Origin of the sequence: Sphingomonas sp. Leaf242, assembly GCF_001422045.1 — a bacterium.
Lineage (GTDB): Bacteria > Pseudomonadota > Alphaproteobacteria > Sphingomonadales > Sphingomonadaceae > Sphingomonas.
This window is the reverse complement of the sequence record NZ_LMLW01000010.1, coordinates 24,702-44,078: the sequence shown is the minus strand read 5'-3', so window position 1 is coordinate 44,078 and position 19,377 is coordinate 24,702. Positions and strand designations below refer to the sequence as shown.

Annotated in this window: 19 protein-coding genes; 7 read left to right on the top strand and 12 right to left on the bottom strand. The window is 65.5% G+C overall.

The genetic code is table 11. The features are described from left to right. The first annotated feature begins 11 nt into the window (after positions 1 to 11). Positions 12 to 917 (top strand): NAD(P)/FAD-dependent oxidoreductase, encoded by a 906-nt coding sequence (locus ASF09_RS14355; protein ID WP_060526850.1) that lies wholly within the window; start codon positions 12 to 14, stop codon positions 915 to 917. Positions 918 to 995: 78 nt separating this feature from the next. Here ASF09_RS14355 and rimM read toward each other — a convergent pair whose 3' ends face one another. The 4 genes from rimM to ffh form a co-directional block, all read right to left on the bottom strand. Next, positions 996 to 1,496, bottom strand: a complete 501-nt coding sequence (gene rimM / locus ASF09_RS14350) for a ribosome maturation factor RimM (RefSeq protein WP_060526849.1) — start codon at positions 1,494 to 1,496, stop codon at positions 996 to 998. After that, complete coding sequence (locus ASF09_RS20745) at positions 1,474 to 1,614, bottom strand: hypothetical protein (protein ID WP_165895105.1); 141 nt, start codon at positions 1,612 to 1,614, stop codon at positions 1,474 to 1,476. The genes rimM and ASF09_RS20745 overlap by 23 nt, the downstream gene beginning before the upstream one ends. A gap of 236 nt (positions 1,615 to 1,850) precedes the next feature. Then, complete coding sequence (gene rpsP / locus ASF09_RS14345) at positions 1,851 to 2,279, bottom strand: 30S ribosomal protein S16 (protein WP_060526848.1); 429 nt, start codon at positions 2,277 to 2,279, stop codon at positions 1,851 to 1,853. A gap of 68 nt (positions 2,280 to 2,347) precedes the next feature. Beyond that, positions 2,348 to 3,889, bottom strand: coding sequence for a signal recognition particle protein (ffh, locus tag ASF09_RS14340; protein WP_060526847.1), 1,542 nt, complete (start codon positions 3,887 to 3,889; stop codon positions 2,348 to 2,350). 362 nt (positions 3,890 to 4,251) lie between these two features. Between ffh and ASF09_RS14335 the strand changes: the two genes are divergently transcribed. The 4 genes from ASF09_RS14335 to ASF09_RS14320 all read left to right on the top strand — a co-directional run bounded on the left by ASF09_RS14335 (position 4,252) and on the right by ASF09_RS14320 (position 8,805). After that, positions 4,252 to 5,823: a putative bifunctional diguanylate cyclase/phosphodiesterase gene (locus ASF09_RS14335; RefSeq protein WP_082444337.1), complete on the top strand. Its 1,572-nt coding sequence runs from the start codon at positions 4,252 to 4,254 to the stop codon at positions 5,821 to 5,823. Between the two features lie 71 nt (positions 5,824 to 5,894). Further along, on the top strand, positions 5,895 to 7,142 hold the full coding sequence (gene mtaB, locus ASF09_RS14330; protein ID WP_060526845.1) for a tRNA (N(6)-L-threonylcarbamoyladenosine(37)-C(2))-methylthiotransferase MtaB: 1,248 nt from the start codon (positions 5,895 to 5,897) through the stop codon (positions 7,140 to 7,142). Next, positions 7,139 to 8,074: a signal recognition particle-docking protein FtsY gene (ftsY, locus tag ASF09_RS14325; RefSeq protein WP_056051078.1), complete on the top strand. Its 936-nt coding sequence runs from the start codon at positions 7,139 to 7,141 to the stop codon at positions 8,072 to 8,074. Before mtaB ends, ftsY begins: the two co-directional genes overlap by 4 nt. Before the next feature lie 113 nt (positions 8,075 to 8,187). Next, the gene (locus ASF09_RS14320) at positions 8,188 to 8,805 is read left to right on the top strand and encodes a septation protein A (protein WP_082444336.1); all 618 of its coding nucleotides are present in this window, start codon (positions 8,188 to 8,190) and stop codon (positions 8,803 to 8,805) included. A 120-nt stretch (positions 8,806 to 8,925) separates the two neighbouring features. On the opposite strand, the gene ASF09_RS14315 is transcribed toward ASF09_RS14320, so the two are convergent. The 6 genes from ASF09_RS14315 to ASF09_RS14290 form a co-directional block, all read right to left on the bottom strand. Continuing rightward, positions 8,926 to 9,540 carry a superoxide dismutase gene (locus ASF09_RS14315; protein WP_060526843.1) on the bottom strand — a complete coding sequence of 205 codons (615 nt, stop codon included), beginning with the start codon at positions 9,538 to 9,540 and terminating at the stop codon, positions 8,926 to 8,928. 118 nt (positions 9,541 to 9,658) lie between these two features. Continuing rightward, positions 9,659 to 10,456: an SDR family NAD(P)-dependent oxidoreductase gene (locus tag ASF09_RS14310; RefSeq protein WP_056051089.1), complete on the bottom strand. Its 798-nt coding sequence runs from the start codon at positions 10,454 to 10,456 to the stop codon at positions 9,659 to 9,661. A 15-nt stretch (positions 10,457 to 10,471) separates the two neighbouring features. Further along, positions 10,472 to 11,236, bottom strand: a complete 765-nt coding sequence (locus ASF09_RS14305) for an SDR family oxidoreductase (RefSeq protein ID WP_056051092.1) — start codon at positions 11,234 to 11,236, stop codon at positions 10,472 to 10,474. Positions 11,237 to 11,355: 119 nt separating this feature from the next. Continuing rightward, a complete protein-coding gene (locus ASF09_RS14300; RefSeq protein WP_060527080.1) occupies positions 11,356 to 12,399 on the bottom strand; it encodes a phosphotransferase family protein in 1,044 nt (347 codons plus the stop codon). A gap of 17 nt (positions 12,400 to 12,416) precedes the next feature. Then, on the bottom strand, positions 12,417 to 13,499 hold the full coding sequence (locus ASF09_RS14295; RefSeq protein WP_060526842.1) for a Zn-dependent alcohol dehydrogenase: 1,083 nt from the start codon (positions 13,497 to 13,499) through the stop codon (positions 12,417 to 12,419). 130 nt (positions 13,500 to 13,629) lie between these two features. Next, complete coding sequence (locus tag ASF09_RS14290) at positions 13,630 to 14,913, bottom strand: acyl-CoA dehydrogenase family protein (RefSeq protein WP_060526841.1); 1,284 nt, start codon at positions 14,911 to 14,913, stop codon at positions 13,630 to 13,632. A 156-nt stretch (positions 14,914 to 15,069) separates the two neighbouring features. Here ASF09_RS14290 and ASF09_RS14285 point away from each other — a divergent pair, with 156 nt between their 5' ends. Both ASF09_RS14285 and ASF09_RS14280 read left to right on the top strand, forming a co-directional pair. Then, positions 15,070 to 16,314, top strand: a complete 1,245-nt coding sequence (locus tag ASF09_RS14285) for a TetR/AcrR family transcriptional regulator (RefSeq protein WP_060526840.1) — start codon at positions 15,070 to 15,072, stop codon at positions 16,312 to 16,314. 106 nt (positions 16,315 to 16,420) lie between these two features. After that, a complete protein-coding gene (locus tag ASF09_RS14280; protein WP_060526839.1) occupies positions 16,421 to 16,825 on the top strand; it encodes a hypothetical protein in 405 nt (134 codons plus the stop codon). An 11-nt stretch (positions 16,826 to 16,836) separates the two neighbouring features. Here the strand turns inward: ASF09_RS14280 and ASF09_RS14275 are convergent, their stop codons facing one another. Further along, the gene (locus tag ASF09_RS14275; protein ID WP_060526838.1) at positions 16,837 to 18,138 is read right to left on the bottom strand and encodes a spinster family MFS transporter; all 1,302 of its coding nucleotides are present in this window, start codon (positions 18,136 to 18,138) and stop codon (positions 16,837 to 16,839) included. Positions 18,139 to 18,530: 392 nt separating this feature from the next. Next, entirely contained in the window at positions 18,531 to 19,277 is a 747-nt protein-coding gene (locus ASF09_RS14270; protein WP_060526837.1) for a hypothetical protein, read from the bottom strand. Positions 19,278 to 19,377 lie beyond the last annotated feature (100 nt).

The following is a 19,377-nucleotide window of genomic DNA, read 5'->3' as shown; positions in this document are numbered from 1 at the left end:
GCTCGCGCGGGATGGACGATTGCATCATCATCGGCGCCGGCCCGGCGGGGCTCACCGCGGCGATCTATCTCGCTCGGTTTCATCTTTCGATCCGCCTGTTCGATTGCGGGAGCAGTCGCGCTGCGCTGATACCCTGCACGCATAATCATGCGGGGTATCCGGAAGGCATCCGCGGCACGGACCTGCTCGCCCGGATGCTGGAGCAGGCGGAGACGTACGGCGCAGTGCGCGAGGGTGTGCGGGTCGATGCGATCGAGGTCGACGACGACGGCTTCACCGTTCGGCTGGGCGATCGCCGCGCACGAGCCCGGAGCGTGCTGCTCGCCACCGGAGTCGTGAACAACCGTCCGAATATGCCCGATGCGATCCACGACGAGGCGCTGGAGGCCGGGTTGCTCCGCTACTGCCCGATCTGTGACGGCTACGAAGTCACCGACAAGCGCGTAGGCATCATCGGCACTGGCGACCACGGCATGCGCGAGGCGCTGTTCCTGCGCGGCTACACGAAAGACGTGACGCTGATCGCGCCCGAGGGCGGCCACGATCTCGATCCGACATGCGAAGCAGCGCTAGACGAAGCCGGAATCGTCCGCGTCGGAGGCCCCTGCGGCAACTACGCGATCGAGGACGACAAATTGGCGCTGGACACGGTCGAAGGGCGGTTGTCGTTCGACAGCATCTATCCAGCGCTCGGATCGGTAATCCGTTCGGAACTGGCCGTCGCAGCAGGCGCGCGCGCATCCGAGGATGGTTGCCTGGAGGTTGACTCGCATCAGCGAACCTCAGTCCCCGGCCTGTTCGCGGCGGGCGATGTGGTGAAGGGTCTCGATCAGATCAGCCACGCGATGGGAGAAGCGGGCGTTGCGGCCACGACGATCCGCAACATGCTCGCCGAGCAACGGCCGCTGCGGCGGTAAGCGCACGCTCGAAGGAGATTGTTTCCCCGCGAAGGCGGGGACCCAGACTGGACTCCCGCCTTCGCGGGAGAACAAGGCTTACTCAGCCGCGAACGAAGCCTCGACGACAAGCCGGTCAGCATCCCATTCGGGAACGGCCTCGGGCCGCATCGGTATCATGAACCGCTTGCCTGGCTTGTCATCCACGGACGGCCGCTCGATCTCGATCACGTCGCCCGCACCGAAATTGTCGATCGCCACGACCCGCCCGATCGCCTCGCCATCGGTCGAGACGACATCGAGACCGATCACATCCGTGTGATAATACTCACCGTCTTCCAGCGGCGGCAACGAGGAACGTGGCACCGTCAGTTCGGTCCCGCGCATCGCCTCTGCTGCATTGCGATCGGCGACCTCGGCGAAGCGCGCGATCATGCCGTTGTTGCCGTTGCGGGCGGACTTCAGCGACAGCGCGCCGTTGTTGAAGCTCTTATAGCTTCCGAAATTCTCGGCAAAGACCTTCAGCCGCACTTCGCCACCGATGCCGTGCGCACCGATGACGACGGCGAGCGTCACGTCAGCCTTGCGCGGAGCCTTCATCGCGGCCGGGAGTGTCGTCGGAGCCTTCGGCGGGGTCGTCGGCGGAGACGCCTTGGTTGGTGGCATCTTCGATGTCCTCGGGTGCGGGGGCTGTGCGGGGGTCGGTTTCGGGGGCCATCGTGCGCTCCTGTTCGGGGTTACCGATTGAAAGAACGCATGAAGTGCCGATCGGGTGCGCTTACGCACGCCTAGGTGGAGGGGACACTCAGGTCCCGCCCCCTCACCGTCATCCTGGGCTCGACCCAGGATCCAGAGCAACGGAACGCTTTCGCCCGTGGCTCTGGATCCCAGCTTTCGCTGGGATGACGAGGAAAAGGATGGATCGGCTCAATCCGAACCGATCCATCCGCCGTCTTACGAAGCGGCTTCTTCGGTCTCGGCAGCGGCAGGAGCCTCTGCTTCGACAGCAGGTGCAGCCTTCGCAGCGGCCTCGGCCTCGGCAGCTTCAGCCGCCTTGGTCGCACGCTCTTCAGCGCGCTCGGTGGCCTTCTCGCCAGGCTTGCCCTTGTTCGGGTTGTTGCGCGCCGAACGCTCGAGCACGCCAGCCTGGTCGAGGAAGCGCGCGACGCGGTCGGTCGGCTGCGCGCCGACGCTCAGCCAATGCTTCGCGCGGTCGGCGTCGAGCTGCACGCGCTGCTCGTTGTCCTTGGCGAGGAGCGGGTTGTAGTTGCCGATCTTCTCGATGAAGCGGCCATCACGCGGCGAACGCGCATCGGCAACGACGATCTTGTAGTAAGGACGCTTCTTGGAGCCACCCCGCGCGAGGCGAATGTTGATTGCCATGATATTTTCCTTCGTTTTCTAGATAGATCCCCGAGCGAAGCCGAGGTGTCGTGGTTGGATAAGGAGGGTTATTTCTTCTTCAGAAAATCGTCGAAACCGGCCGGCATCTGCGGCATCTTGGGGCCACCAAGCCCCGGCAGACCGCCGCCACCGCCCGGTAGGCCACCCGTGCCGGCCTTGTTGAGCATGTCGCCCATCTGCGGCCCGCCGATCGCATTGCCGATTCCGCCAAGGCCGCCGCCCATGCCGCCCTTGCCGAGCATCGCCATCATGCCCTTCATGCCGCCCATCTTCTTGATCTTCTTCATGGCGGTCGACATTTCGAGGTGCATCTTGAGCAGCTTGTTGACCTCCTGGACCGTCGTCCCGGAGCCCTTGGCGATGCGGATCTTGCGCTTGGCGTTGATCAGTTCGGGCTTGTTGCGCTCCTTGATCGTCATCGATCCGATCATCGCGTCCATGTGCACCAGCACCTTTTCGCCACCGACCGACGCGACCGCGCCCTGCGCCTTCTTCATGCCAGGGATCATCCCTGCCAGCGCGCCGAGCCCACCCATCCGCTGCATCTGCGCGAGCTGTGCGCGCAGGTCGTTCATGTCGAACTGACCCTTGGCCATCTTGGCCGCCATCCGCTCGGCGTCTTCGGCCTGGATCGACTCCGCGGCGCGCTCGACCAGGCTGACGACGTCGCCCATGCCGAGGATACGGCCGGCGACGCGCTCCGGATGAAACGCCTCGAGCGCATCGAGCTTCTCGCCGGTCCCGGCGAACTTGATCGGCTTGCCGGTGACCGCGCGCATCGACAGCGCCGCGCCGCCGCGGGCATCGCCGTCCATGCGGGTCAGCACGATACCCGTCAGCGGTACCTGGTCGCTGAAGTTCTGCGCGACGTTGACCGCATCCTGGCCAGTCAGCGAGTCGACGACGAGCAGGATCTCTGCCGGGTTCGCGACGTTGGCGACCGCCTTCATCTCATCCATCAACGCCTGGTCGACATGGAGACGACCCGCGGTATCGAGCATCAGGACGTCATAGCCCTGGAGCTTGGCCGCCTGCATCGCGCGCCGGGCGATATCGACCGGCTGCTGACCCTGCACGATCGGCAAGGTCGCGACATCGATCTGCGTACCGAGCGTCGCCAGCTGCTCCTGCGCGTTCGGGCGATTGACGTCGAGCGACGCCATCAGCACCTTTTTCCGCTCGCGACCGGCCTGGCCGAAATTGGCCTGCCCCGCCGCCAGCCGCTTGGCGATCTTGGCAGTGGTGGTCGTCTTGCCCGAGCCCTGGAGGCCGACCATCATGATGACAGCGGGCGGCGTAACGCCCAGCTCCAGCTCGACGGCATCCGAACCGAGCATCTCGACCAGCGCATCGCTGACGATCTTGACGACCTGCTGTCCCGGCGTGACCGAGCGCAGAACGTTCTGGCCGATCGCCTTCTCGGTCGCCTTCTCGACGAACTCGCGCGCGACGGGCAGCGCGACGTCGGCTTCGAGCAGCGCGACGCGCACCTCGCGCATCGCCGCGCGCACGTCCGCTTCGGTCAGCGCACCCCGGCCGCGAAGGCGGTCGAAGACGCCGCCAAGTCGATCGCTCAGGCTTTCGAACATCGAAATACTCCAAATCACCGCGACAAAACGCAAAAGCGCCGGCGGGCGAAACCTCGCCGGCCAGCGTGCATCCTTGGATGCTCGTCCAATGCGCCCCGTAACGGAACGTGGGCCGCCATCTACGGGAAACGCGCGTGAAGTGCAAGGCAGGCATGATTCCGAAGGCCCGCCGACAGCGTACGGGCTCCTGCGCGTTCCCTTCACCGCAGCATATCAACGCCCCGGCGCAACGCCGCGGACCTTAACCTGTCCTACATATCTCACGGAGCACATCGGATGGACCAAGGACCCTACAGGCCGTTTTATCGATGATTTTACCGCCGGCGACGACCCGTTCGCTTCGCCTCATCAGCCGGGAATTCATGACCGGCGCGCTCACGGGCGCCGCACTGCTGCTGTTCATCGGCACCGGCGGGGGCGTATTGCTGGAAGCGATCGAGCATTTGAAGGGCGGCAACGCCGTCATCGATCGCACGCTGATCGCGGCCATGTTTCTCAACGTCGCGCTGATCCTGTTCGGCTGGTTCCGATATCGCGGCCTCGCCGAAGAACTGTCGCAACTGTCAGACGCGGATCAGCGCGCGAAGCTGCTATCGCAATATGATCCGCTGACCGGCTTCCTGAATCGCCGAAGCCTGATCGAGGAAGGCGCCGCGCTCTTCACCGGATCGCTGCGCCGGGGCAAGGCCTTGGCCCTGCTGACCATCGATCTCGATCACTTCAAGACGGTCAACGACGTGCACGGTTATGCCATCGGCGACGCGCTGCTCACGCTGGTTGCCGAGAAGATCAGCGCATTGGTCCCCGGATCGAGCCTGCTCGCGCGCCTCAACGCCGACGAGTTCGCCTGCGCGGTGGTATTCGATGCCGCCTATCCTGCGGTCGTCGACCGGATCGCCGACCGGCTGATCGCGGATCTCTCGAAACCGTTCCTCATCGGTGAGACCGAAGTCCATGTCAGCACCTCGATCGGCATCGCCCGCTCGGACATCGATTGCACGTCGATGGACGCACTGTTGCGGACGTCGGACATGGCGCTGCATGCCGCCAAGGTCGCCGGGCGCAATCGTCATGCCTGGTTCGATGGCGCGATGGAGCGATCCGTCCAGTTGCGCGGCGAACTCGAGGCCGGGTTGCGCGTGGCCGTTCCCAACGATGCGATCGTGCCGTTCTTCGAACAGCAGGTCGATCTAACGACCGGCTGCATCACCGGGTTCGAGGTGCTCGCGCGGTGGGAGCATCCGACGCGCGGCGCGATCGGGCCGGAAGTTTTCATTCCGATCGCGGAGGGGATCGGCCTGATCGGCGATCTGTCGCTGTCGGTCATGCGTCAGGCCTTCACCGCCGCGCGCGACTGGGATGCAGGCCTGTCGCTGTCGATCAACATCTCGCCGGTGCAGTTGCGCGACGCATGGCTGGCGCAGAAGATCATCAAGACGCTCGTCGAGACCGGCTTCCCCGCCAGCCGGCTCGAGATCGAGATCACCGAGAGCGCGCTATTCGACAATCTTCCACTCGCGCAGTCGATCGTCGGCAGCCTGAAGAACCAGGGCATCAGCATCGCTCTGGACGACTTCGGCACCGGCTATTCGAGCCTCGCGCATCTGCGCGCGCTGCCGTTCGACCGGATCAAGGTCGACAAGAGCTTCGTCGGCTCGATGCTCGACAATCCCGACAGCATGGCGATCGTCAACACGATCGTCCGGCTCGGCGACAGTCTCAACCTGCCGACCACCGCCGAGGGAATCGAGAACGCCGCAATCGAAGAGCGACTGCGCGGCATGGGATGCGCAAAGGGCCAGGGCTATCTGTACGGGCGGCCGCTGTGCGCTGCGCAGGTGCGCCGGCTGCTCGCGGAAAAGCGGCTGCTGGCGCAACGACCGGACATCAGCGCGCCGCCTCAGCGCGGCATCGCGCCAAGGTTGGCGGGCTGATCGACGGCAGCCGGGCCAGACCCGAACCACAAAGCGTGGACTTCGCCCCCTACGGCTCCTAAATCGCGCGCATGTCACCCGCCCCCGCGCCAGAGGTCATCAGCCTCGGCTGCCGCCTCAACATCGCCGAAAGCGAGACCATCCGCGCACTCGTCGCCGGGCGGGACATGGTCGTGGTCAACAGCTGCGCCGTCACCAACGCGGCGGTGAAGGCAACGCGCGTCGCCATCCGCCGCGCGAAGCGCGACCGCCCCGAGGCACAGATCGTCGTCACCGGATGCGCCGCGCAGATCGATCCTGCCAGCTTCGCTGCGATGGCCGAAGTCGACCGCGTCGTCGGCAACGCCGACAAGCTGACGTTTTCAGCCTGGCAGACGGATGACGCAGTGGTGGTCTCCGACATCATGCAGGTCCGCGAGACCGCGCCGCATCTCGCCGCGAGCTTCTCCGCGCACGCTCGCGCGTTCGTCGAAGTCCAGAACGGCTGCGACCACCGTTGCACCTTCTGCGCAATCCCGTTCGGCCGCGGCCCCAGCCGCTCGGTGCCCGCCGGCGCGGTCGTCGACCGGATCGCCAGGCTCGTCGACGCAGGCCACCGCGAGATCGTCCTGACCGGCGTAGACCTCACCAGCTACGGCCCCGACCTCCCCGGCGCGCCGACGCTGGGCCACCTCGTCGAGCGCATCCTGCACCACGTGCCCGCACTCGAGCGCCTGCGTCTCTCCTCGCTAGACGGCATCGAGATCGACGACCGCCTCTTCGCACTGCTGACGACCGAAGCGCGGATCATGCCGCACGTCCATCTCTCGCTCCAGGCCGGCGACGACATGATACTCAAGCGCATGAAGCGCCGCCATTCGCGCGCCGAAAGCGTTGCCCTCGTCGATCGCCTAAAGACCGCCCGCCCCGACATCGCGATCGGCGCGGACCTGATCGCCGGCTTCCCGACCGAGGATGCGGCGATGTTCGCCAACACGCGCGCGCTGATCGACGACTGCCACATCGTCCACCCGCACATCTTCCCCTATTCGCCCCGCGCCGGCACCCCCGCCGCCCGGATGCCGCAGGTCGAACCCGAGGTCCGCCGCCAGCGCGCCGCCCTCCTGCGCGAGGCCGGCGAAACATCGCGAGCGAACTGGCTGCAAACGCTGGTCGGCACGTCGCAGGATCTGCTCGTCGAACGCCCTGGCGAACGCGGCCATATCGGCAATTTCGCAGAAGTCCTGCTGGACGAACCCGCCATACCCGGCGACATCGTCCGCATCACGATCACCGGCGCCACGTCCGACCGCCTCAGCGCAACACGAGAACCATCATGAGCACCACCCCAACCTGGCACGACAAGCTGATCGGCGGCTTCAAGCGCACCTCCGACCGGCTGGTCGGCAACCTCGCCGGCCTCGGCGGCGCACGGCTCGACGATTCGACGCTCGACGACATCGAGGAGGCACTGATCGCCTCCGATCTCGGCCCCGAGACCGCCGGCCGCATCCGCCGCCGCCTGTCCGAGGGCAGCTTCGAGCGCAACATGGAAGAACTCGGCATCCGCGTGATCGTCGCTGAGGAGGTCGAGAAGGTCCTCGCCACGGTCGCCAAGCCGATCGAGATCGACGCCTTCCCGCGCCCGCAGGTGATCCTCGTCATCGGCGTCAACGGCTCGGGCAAGACCACCACCATCGCCAAACTCGCGCATCTGTTGATGGAGCAGGACTACGGTGTGATGCTCGCCGCCGGCGACACCTTCCGCGCCGCCGCGATCGGCCAGCTCCGCACCTGGGCCGAGCGCGTCGGCGTGCCGATCGTGACCGGCCCCGAGGGCGGCGACGCGGCGGGCGTAGTGTGGGACGCGGTCAAGAAGGCGACAGAGACCGGCATCGACGTACTGATCGTCGACACCGCGGGTCGGCTCCAGAACAAGCGCGAGCTGATGGACGAGCTCGCCAAGATCCGCCGCGTGCTGGGTCGGATCAACCCGGAGAGCCCGCACGACATCGTCCTGGTGCTCGACGCCACCACCGGCCAGAATGCGCTCCAGCAGATCGAAGTCTTCAAGGAAGTCGCCGGCGTCACCGGCCTCGTAATGACCAAGCTCGACGGCACTGCGCGTGGCGGCGTGCTGGTCGCGGCGGCCGAGAAATACGGCCTGCCAATCCACGCGATCGGCATCGGCGAAGGGATGACTGATTTGCGCCCGTTCGATGCCAACGAAGTGAGCCGGATCATCGCCGGGGTCGAGAGCGTCCGGAAGTAACGCTTGCCCCGCCTCCCCCGTTCGTCCTGAGCGAAGTCGAAGGACTGGTCAGCTTGTGGCAATGTCCTTCCACTACGCTCAAGACGAACGGCATCTTACCGTATTTCGTGGATATTCCAGTGACCAAGTCCCCCCTATCCCCAGGCCTTCGCATGGCGGTCGACTACGGTCCGCTCGCGGTCTTCTTCGCGGTGAACTTCCTCACGCCCGGCCTGCCGATCGTCCGCGTCGTCGCCGCCACCACCGCGTTCATCATCGCCACGATCGCCGCGATGATCGTGTCGAAGGTCAAGACCGGCCACATCTCACCGATGCTGTGGCTATCGGGCGCGCTGATCGTCGTGTTCGGCGGGCTGACGATCTATTTCCACGACCAGCGCTTTATCCAGATGAAGCCGACCATCATCTACGCGATGTTCGCGGCGATCCTGACGTTCGGTCTCGTCACCGGGCGTCCGCTGCTTCAGTCGCTGCTCGCCACCGCTTACCCCGGTCTGTCCGCGGATGGCTGGCGCAAGCTGACGCGCAACTGGGCGGTGTTCTTCGTGTTCATGGCGGTGCTGAACGAGGCCGTGTGGCGCAACACGACCTGGGACTTCTGGGTCGGCTTCAAGCTCTGGGGCGCGATCCCGCTGACGCTGCTCTTCGCGTTCGCCAACATCCCGATGCTGCTGAAGCACGGATTGCAAACGGGCGACAAAGCCGTGACCGACCTGCCGCCCGAAGGGTAACGCTTCTTCTCCCTCCCGTTCACGGGAGGGGTCGGGGGAGGGGCTGCCCAAACAGACCGGACGCCAGTACGTGCGTCACCCCCTCCCCTAGCCCCTCCCGCAAGCGGGAGGGGATCAAAGTCAGCCCGCGACCTTCGCGTAGCGCTCACCGACGACGTCCCAGTTCACGATGTCCCACCAAGCCTTCAGATAGCCCGGACGATCATTCTTGTACGTCAGGTAATAGGCGTGCTCCCAGACGTCGTTGCCGAGCAGCGGCGTGCCGGGCTCCTTGGCGTCGTCCATCAGCGGGTTGTCCTGGTTCGGCGTGCTCGTCACCTTTAGCGTGCCGCTCGCATCCGCGATCAGCCATGCCCAGCCCGAGCCGAACTGCCCCGCACCCTTGGTGTTGAACTCTTCCTTCAGCTTGTCGAGGCTGCCGAAATCACGATCGATCGCCTCGGCGAGCTTGCCCGACGGTGCCTGGCCATTCTTGGCCGCCATCGTCTTCCAGAAGAAGTCGTGGTTCCAGAAACCGCCGCCATTGTTGCGGACCAGCGGCGGCTGCGACGAGATCATGCCGAGGATGTCCTCGATCGACTTGCCCGCCAGCGCGGAATCCTTCTCGACGCCTTCGTTCAGCTTCGCGGTGTACGCCGCGTGATGCTTGTCGTGATGAAACTTCATCGTTTCCTGGTCGATCACCGGCTCGAGCGCGTCATAGGCATACGGCAGCGGTGGGAGTTCGAAAGCCATGGGGGTTCTCCTTTATGGGGTCGGACGCTCAACGTCCGCACGTCGCAAATGGTCCCGCAAAAGTCGTTGCGCAAGCGTATCCAGCGGCCGAAACGCCGCGACCCGACAGCATCATCGGTCAGGCGGCGGTCTTGCCGTATTCCTGCCGTGTCACGGGATGGCTCGACGAGAGGCCGCCGTCGACCGCGATCGCCTGGCCATTGATGTAGCTGGCGTCGTCGGAGGCGAGGAACAGCGCGACCTTGGCGAGTTCCTCGGGCTGCGCGCCGCGGTGAAGCGGGTTGAGGCGGCCGACGCGGTCCATCTTGTTCGCCTCGCGCGCATAGTCGAACACGGGTTTGGTCATGCCGGTCTCGGTCAGGCCGGGGCAGATCGCGTTGACGCGGACGTTCGAGCCTGTGAGTTGCTGGGCAGAGACGGCGGCAAGGTTGATGACGCCGGCCTTCGACGCGGAATAGGCGGGCGAGCCAGCGCCAGAGCGGATGCCGGCGACGCTGGCAGTGAGGACGATCGCGCCCTTCCCTCGCTCGGCGATCCGCGGCGCGGCGTGCTTGATCGCAAGGAACGGGCCGATCAGGTTGACGCGCAGCACTTCGGTGATGAGCGCGACGTCGGTGTCGAACAGGTTCGCCATGCCGCCCGAGATTCCCGCATTGGCGAACATCACGTCGAGCCCGCCGAAGCTGTCGCAAGCGAGCGCGATCGTGCGGATCACGTCGTCTTCGAGCCCAGCGTCGATGCGGATCGCCTTCGCCGTGCCGCCGGCCTGCACGATCAGGTGCGCGGTTTCGTCCGCCCCCTCGGTCTTGTCCGCGACGACGACCCTGCCCCCTTCGCTCGCGAACAGGAGCGCGGCGGCGCGGCCGATGCCGGAACCTGCTCCGGTGACGATGATGGATTTGTCCGTAAAACGCATCGCATGGTCCTTCGCTTAGATCGTGACGCCGCCGTCGATGACCATCGTCTGGCCGGTCATGAAATTGCTTGCCGACGACGCCAGAAAGACGACCGCGCCCGCGATTTCTTCCGGCTCGCCGATCCGGCGGAGCGGCACGCTGGTGTTCGCTGCCTCGATCCGCTGCGGGTCTTCCCACAAGGCGCGCGCGAAATCGGTCTTGATCAGGCCGGGCGCGATGCTGTTCACGCGGACGTTGGACGGGCCGAACTCGACCGCGAGGTTGCGCGCGAGTTGCATGTCGGCGGCCTTGCTGATGCAATAGGCGCCGATCACCGGCGAGCCACGCAGCCCGCCGATCGAGGATATGATGATGATGCTGCCGCTGCGGCGCTCCAGCATCTCGGGCGCGACCATCTGGATCAGCCAGTGGTTCGAGACGATGTTGTTGTCGAGGATCTTCCGGAACTGATCGTCGGCGATGCCGGCCTGGGGCCCGTAATAGGGGTTCGATGCGGCGTTGCAGACGAGGATGTCGATGCGACCGAACGTCGCGCGGGTCTCGTCTACCAGATGCTGAAGCCCCGCCTTGTCGGAGATGTTCGCGGCGATGGCGATCGCGGTGCCGTCGCCATGCCTGGCGTTGAGTTCCGCCGCGACCGTGTCGCACGCGTCCTGCTTGCGGCTGGAGATCACGATTTTCGCGCCGTGCTCTGCGAGTTCGCGCACGGACGCCAAGCCGATGCCGCGCGAGGAGCCGGTGACGATGGCGACCATGCCGGTCAGGTCGAACTGTGACATTGTCTTCTGCTCACCTTCCGCTTGCGGGAGGGGTCGGGGGAGGGCCCGACCTTTCCGCAACGTTTCATGCCGGGGGAGGTCACCCCCYCCCCTAACCCCTCCCGCAAGCGGGAGGGGAATCAGGCCCCCGCCTTCACCGCGAAACCCCAGGCCGCGTCCGCCAACCCGTGAATCTTCGCTACCGTCTTCTCCGCCTGAGCACTCGACGCAGTGCCATCGATGATGCGCTTCTTGATGCCCTGGACGATGCCGGTCAGGCGGAAGAGGTTATAGGCGAAATACCAGTTCAGATCAGGCACGCCGTCGCGACCGGTGGCGGCGCAATAGCGTTCGACGACCTGCTCGATTGTCGGAATGCCCGTCTCCGGCCCGGTCATGCCGAGCACGCCCGAGCGCCCCTCGGGTTCGGTCACCCAACTCATCAGCAGATACGAGAAGTCCGCGAGCGGATCGCCCAGCGTCGACAATTCCCAGTCGAGCACCGCGATGACCTTAGGCTCCGACGGCGCGAAGATCATGTTGTCGATGCGGTAGTCGCCGTGGACGATCGAGGTCCGCGTCTGCTCGGGCAGCGTACGCGGCAACCATTCGATCAGCCGTTCGACCGACTCCATATGCTCGGTCTCGGCGGCGCGATATTGCTTGGTCCAGCGGCCGACCTGGCGCTCGAAATAATTGCCGGGCTTGCCGTACTCCTCAAGCCCCGCCGCCGCGTAATCGGTGTTGTGGAGCGCGGCGAGCGTGTCGACCATTGCCTCGTAATGCGCGGTGCGCTCAGCCGGACTCGCACCCGGCATCGCGCCGTCCCAGATCGTCCGCCCTTCGACCATCTCCATGACATAGAACGCCGAACCGATGACCGCCGCGTCCTCGCAGAGACCATAGGGCCGAGGCACCGGGAAGCCGGTCGGATGCAGCCCCGCAATCACGCGGTATTCGCGGTCGACGGCGTGCGCGCTCGGCAGGATCGGGCCGAACGGTTTCCGGCGCAGCACGTACGCGCGCTCCGGCGTGTCGAGGCGGTAGGTCGGGTTCGACTGGCCGCCGGCGAACTTCGCGTAGCTCAGCGGACCGGCATAGCCGGGCACGTTGGCCATCATCCATGCACAAAGCGTGTCGAGGTCGAGGCGGTCCTTGTCGCCGACCTCGATCGTGCCGACCATGCTGGTCGATGCGTCGCTCACGAGAAGGTGATCACGCTGCGGGTCGTATCCCCGCGGCGGAGTTCGTCGAACGCGTCGTTGATCCGCTCCAGCGGCATCCGGTCGGCGATGATCGTGTCGAGATCGAGCAACCCGCGCATGTAGAAATCGACCAGCCGCGGGATGTCGACCGGGAAGCGGTTCGAGCCCATGAAGCCGCCCTGCAACCGCTTGCCCGACAGCAGGTCCATTGCCGACAGCCCGACCTTCTCGCCGAGCGGCATCATCCCGAGGATCGTCGCGGTGCCCCCGCGACGCAGGACCTTGACCGCTGTCGCCGCCGATTGCGCACGCCCGACCGCCTCGATCGCATGATGCACGCCGCCCTTGGTAATCGCGACAACCTCGTCCGCTGCGGTCTCGGACAATGCATCGATGCTGTGCGTCGCGCCGAGTTTCTCGGCCATCGCGCGTTTTTCCGGGACGGGATCGAGCGCGATGATCTTCCCCGCGCCGGCGATCTTGGCCGCGTTGACCGCCGCAAGCCCGATCCCGCCGCAGCCAACCACGCACACCGTCTCGCCCGGAGTCACGTCGGTGGTGTTGAACACCGCCCCCGCCCCGGTCGTGATCGCGCACCCGAGCAGCGCGGCACGATCCATAGGCATGTCGCGGTCGATCGCGACGCACGCGTGTTCGTGGACCAGCATCATCTCAGCATAGGCGCTCAGGTTGAGCATCTGCGCGATCGGCTGGTCGCCGAGCATGAGGCGCGGTGCGGTGCCCTTGGGACGGCGCACGCTGGCGTCGATGCACAGCGACATCCGGCCGGTGACGCAGAATTCGCACTGACCGCAGAACGCCGACAGGCACGTGACGACATGGTCGCCCACCTTCACGCCGCGAACTTCCTCGCCGACCGCCTCGACTACGCCGCAAGCCTCGTGCCCCGGGATCGTCGGCATCGCGTGCGGATAGGCGCCGTCGACGAAATGCAGATCGGACCGGCAAACGCCGACTGCCACCGTGCGGATCAGCACCTCGTGCGCAGTCGGCTTCGAGATGGTGACATCCTCGATGCTGAGCGGGGTGTTGGCTTCGAAAAGGACTGCGGCTTTCATGGGTAGGTGCGCTCCGAAACGAGACCGTCATCCTGACGAAAGTCAGGACCCAGAGCCGAGATCGCTGCCCTTGTGGCTCTGGGTCCTGGGTCGAGCCCAGGATGACGAAGAAAGAAGGACGAACGGGGGTTTATCGGCTCACCCCGACATCCCCGCTCGACACGCCGCCCTTGCGGAAGTCGCCGTATTTCCCGAACTCGTTGCGCGCGATCGAGCGGTTGTGGACCTCGTCCGGGCCGTCCGCGAACCGGAGCGTCCGCATCGCCGCCCAGTCGTGCGCCAACCGGAAATCGCCCGACACGCCGCCGCCGCCATGCGCCTGGATCGCATCGTCCAAAATCCGCAACGCCATGTTCGGCGCGGCGACCTTGATCATCGAGATCTCGATCTGCGCGGACTTGTTGCCGGCCTTGTCCATCATGTCCGCCGCCTTGAGGCAGAGCAAACGAGTCATCTCGATGTCGATCCGCGCGGTCGCGATCCGCTCCTCCCACACCGAGAAGTCGGCGATCCGCTTGCCGAACGCGACCCGGTCGAGCAGTCGCCGCGCCATCGCCTCGATCGCGGTCTCGGCGACACCGATGGTCCGCATGCAGTGATGGATACGACCCGGCCCGAGCCTCCCCTGCGCGATCTCGAACCCGCGCCCCTCACCGAGCAGCACGTTCTCGACCGGCACCCGGACGTTCTCCAGCACCACTTCGCCATGCCCATGCGGCGCGTGGTCATAGCCATAGACGGAGAGCATGCGCTTGATCGTCACGCCGGGCGTGTCCATCGGCACGAGGATCTGGCTCTGCTGCTGGTGCCGCGATCCCTCGAAGCTCGTCTTGCCCATCACGATCGCGATCTTGCAGCGCGGATCACCGACGCCCGACGACCACCATTTGGTGCCGTTGATGACGTAGTGATCGCCATCGCGGACCATCGACGTCTCGATGTTGGTCGCGTCCGACGACGCCACCGCGGGCTCGGTCATCAGGAACGCGGAGCGGATATCGCCGCGCATCAGCGGGCCGAGATACGCCTCCTTCTGCTCGCGCGTGCCATAGCGGTGAAACACCTCCATGTTGCCGGTATCGGGCGCCGAACAGTTGAAGCACTCGCTCGCCCAAGCGACCTTCCCCATCTCCTCCGCGCATAACGCATATTCGAGATTGGTGAGCTGCGTGCCTTCGAACGCGAACGAATCGTCGACGTGAGTCTGGCCCGAATGCGGCGGCATGAAGAAATTCCACAAGCCCGCGGCCTTGGCCTTCTCCTTCATCTCCTCGATCACCGGAATCACCTTCCAGCGCTCGCCCTCATGCGCCTGCTGGTCGTAATCGGCTTGCCGCGGGCGGATATTCTGGTCGATGAAATCCCGGACCCGATCCCGGAAATACGTCTCTCGTTCGCTCAGCGTAAAATCCATGCGGGCTCTCCGTTCGTCATCGCTTTTGTGGCGGGTTAGACCATACCGCACATTCGGTAAAGCGTGTGGAGGGCCCCGGAAAGCATGTTTTCAAGTCCGCCCTGAAACCGCCTAAAAAACACTGTATCTTCAAATCGAAGCTGTTAGGGTGTTTCGATGAAGGTTCCGGCAGAGGCCAGCGACGAGAGCGAACAGGGGACCAAGCGCTTCCGTGCGAAGCGTGACGCGATCCTCGCCGCGGCGGCAGAAGCGATCAACGAACAGAGTGCCAAGGGCATGACGTTCGCGGACGTGGCGCGGCGCGTCGGGCTCAACACGACGAGCGTTACCTATTATTTCAAGCGCAAGGAAGACCTCGCGGCGGCAGCGTTCGAGAACACGCTCGAATCGCTGATCGCGATGCTCGACGTCGCGGCGGAAGAGGCAACGCCGGAGGACCGCGTTCGGCGCTATCTCGCGCTCAACATGGACCGGCTCGGGCGGATCCAGCGCGGCGAGGAGAAGGCGTTCGCGGTCCTGTCCGATCTGCGCGCGACCGAAGAGCCGATGCGCGGCCGCCTGATGGCGGGCTGGCGCGAGGTGTTCCGCCGGACGCGCCTGTTGTGGGGCCCGACTTCGTCGCGCGCGCAGACCGATCTCAACGGCGCACGCGCGCATGTGCTGCTGGAAAACACGTTCTGGCTGCCGATCTGGCTGACGCGGTACGAGCCTGACCAGTACGGCCGGGTCGAGGAACGGCTGATGGACGTGTTCGCACACGGCATCGCGGGCAAGAACGCCAAATGGTCGCCTACCCTGCTCGATCTCAGCCATGACGAGGCGGAGCCGGGCCGAGAGGCGTTCCTGCTCGCCGCGACGCGCTTGATCAACGAACTCGGCTATCGCGGCGCCTCGGTGCAGAAGATCGCCTCCGAGTTGAACGTGACCAAGGGCAGCTTCTACCACCATCTCGATGCGAAGGACGACCTCGTCATTGCGTGCTACCGCCGCAGCTTCGACACGATCGCCGATGCGCAGAGCCGTGGCGAAGCCGAAGGCGGGAGCTACTGGCACAAATTGTCGAGCACCGTCGCGACCTTGCTCGACGTGCAGTTCGCCGAGCGCGGGCCGTTGCTGCGTACCACGGCGCTGAGCGGCCTGCCGGTCGGCGTCCGCAACGCGATGGTCGATCGCTCGAACGGCATCGCACGACGCTATGCCGGCATGATGATGGACGGGATCGGCGAAGGCTCGATCCGCGCGGTCGATGCGCTGATTGCCGCACAGGCGTTGATGGCGCTCCAGAACGCGGCGTTCGACATGCGCAAATGGGCGTCGACGATGCCGCGCGAGCGGGCGATCGCGATGTACGCCTCGACGTTGATGTTCGGCCTGTTCGACGATCGGATGGCGAAGGCCTGACGCCAGTCGCCACTACGACATAGTCGGCGACAATCGCACTCGTAACGGTTTGGTTACGCGTCGTTAACGCCGAGCGGCCGATTCCGACACCTCCACGGAGGGCGTCATGCACACGATCACGACCGATCTCGACACCGGCATCATCGAGGTCGAAGCGTCCGGATTCTGGACGATCCCGCATGTCGAGGGCTTCCTGCGCGACCTGGATGGCGAGGCACGGCGGGTGCTGGCGACCGGCAAGCGTCACATGCTGCTGGGCAATTTCTCGCGGTCCGCGATCCAGCCCCAGGAGGTGGTGGCGATGCTCCAGCGCGTGGCTTTGACCATCCCGCTGAAATCGCGGAAAGTCGCCTTGTTCACCGACGGCAAGCTCGCGCGGCTGCAGGTGAAGCGGATCGTCGCGGTGCGCGACGACATGGCGGTGTTCGATGACCGGACAAGTGCGATGACGTGGTTGTTGGCGGATGCGTTGGCCCACCCGACCGCGGCCGCGGCCTCTCGGCCGGCCTGACGAAGAAGCGGCTACCTCGCAGCGTCCTCCGCGCGCTTCAGCAGAACCCCGGCGCGCCAATAGTGGAACAGCGCCCACGGCGTCATCAGCACGATGATGATCAGCGCATACCGCAGCGAGTCCTCGCCAAACCCAGGCTTCAGCAGGTCGCTCAGCCAGCCGACCATCGTCGGTCCGAGCCCCAGTCCGACCAGATTGATGACCAGCAGCGTGATCGCCGCCCACATCGCACGAATCTGCAACGGCGCGAGATGCTGGATCAGCGCGAAGCTCGGCCCCAGATACGAGTTCGCAAAGATCAGCGACACGAAATAGCTGCCGATCGCAATCACCGGCGCGTCGATCAGGTAGAAGGCGAGCGCGAACGGGAGCGACAGGCCCTTCATCACCAGCACCACCCAGGCTTGGACGTGGAGCCCATGACGCTTGGCGAGCATGTCAGCGATCTTGCCGCCCGCCAGCGCGGAGACCGCACCGAACAGCGCCCCCGGCAGCGCGATATACCGCGAGATGTCGAGCATCGAGATCCCGAGCGAGCGCTGGATGTAGCTCGGCCCCCAACCGGTCAGCGCGTAACCGATCATCGACGTCAGCGTGACGCCGACCACCAGATGCCGCGCCGGGGCACTCGCCCACATCGACGCAAACCCTTGCGCGACGCTCGGCATCGGCGCCGCCACCGCGCGGGCGGCATCGGACAGGCCGCGGCGCGGCTCGACCATGAACAGGCGAACGAGGACAGCAAGCGCGATCCCCGGCAGGCCGACTGTCATCATCGCGATCCGCCAGCCATACGAGTGCGCGACGACCCCGCCGATCAGCGTGCCGAACCCTGCGCCGAGCACCACGCCGAGCGAATACACCGCCATCGCGCTCGCGCGTTTCTCGGGCGGATACAGATCGGCGATGATCGAATGGCTGGGCGGGCTCGACCCCGCCTCGCCGATGCCGACGCCGATCCGGAAGAGCATCAGCTGCGTGAAGTTCTGCGCGAGCCCGCACAGCGCGGTCATCGCGCTCCAGATCGTCAGGCTGGCGGCGATGATGTTCCGCCGGCTGGTCCGATCCGCGAGTCGCGCGACCGGAATGCCGAGCGTCGCATAGAAGATCGCGAACACGAGTCCGGACAGCAACCCGAGCTGCGTATCGGTCAGCACCAGGTCCGCCTTGATCCGCTCGAGCAGGATGGCGAGGATCTGGCGGTCCATGTAACTGAAGAAATAGGTGAAGGTGAGCAGCGCGAGCGTCAGGCCCCGTCGCTCCATCGCCAGCGTGTCGGCGATCTCGGGATGGGACTGATACGCTACTGCCATTACGATACCTCGACATCGAATATTGCCCGAGGCTAAGGCATTGGTCGCGTACCAGACAAGCTAAACCTGCATCATAGCGCGGCTAGCGACCACCACGGCACGCGCAAATCGGCTGAAGCGCGCGCCGAGGGCAGGGTTTTTGACGCGCCTGGGTTGAACCGGTGGAATGAGAAGAAGGACGGCGGAAGATGCGACCTCCGTGGATCGCTCTTCCGCCTTATCCCCTCTCCAACCTCGTGGCCGGGCTCGTCGGTCCATCGGCGATGGAGCGGAGCGTCCGGGCAATCTGAATACCGGGTATGCGGCTCCCTCGCACAGAAAACCGGGATTGCAAAGGATCTTTTCGCACAAGGGCCAGACCGATCGCATCGTGCCGGACGCATGCCGGCTCGTCAGTCGCTGATCGTCCACCCCAGACGCGGATCACCGCCACGGACGGGTTGCGCGGCAGCGAGACGCTGCGCCAAGGTTCCATAGGCGACGTAGGCGGGCGCGACTCTGGGAGCAGCATCCCCGAATAGCGGTCCGTTCGACCCCACTCGCTCGAACATCGCGTTGCGCATAGCGGACGTCGTGACGGGCGGAACGAACCGCGCCATCCGAACGGTCGGGCGGGCAATCGGAGTCGCGGCGCCGGTAAAGGCGGTGAACTCGCGGCCTTCCTCGAAGATCGCGTGATGACCCGTGACGAACGCGCCGGCGACGACCCCGCCGATCAGGATCGTACCGATCGTCTCGCCGGTCCGGCCGTCGCCTGCGGCGTGATAGCGACCGACCACCGGGACCATGCGCCCCCCGACGTCGATCGACCTTAGCTCGATGTCGACCTTGCCCGATTTGCCGAACGCGCCCTTGCCGGTGCGATAGGTCACGGCGCCCGTTCCCGCGGTGCCGCGTGGGATCACCACCAGACCGTCGACGATGACATCGCGCGCCACCGAGAGGGCGACCGGTTGGCCGACGCGGGCGCGGTCGGAGCCGATTTCCTCGTCCAGCCGCAACATCATCTCGGTATGCGCGGGCACGACGATCTGTGAAACCGGGGCGACCGCCACAGACGCGATACCGGGCCGCACATCTTCAGCCAATGCCGCCGTCGACAGCGCGCAGATCGCTCCGATTAGTAACGCCGCTTTCATCGATGCTCCCCGAACTGTGCAATCAGCCTGCCGGGGGTTTTAGGTCGCGATGACTGCGATCTCGTCAAACGAGTTGGTTAATCCAGCCTGTTCGCATCAA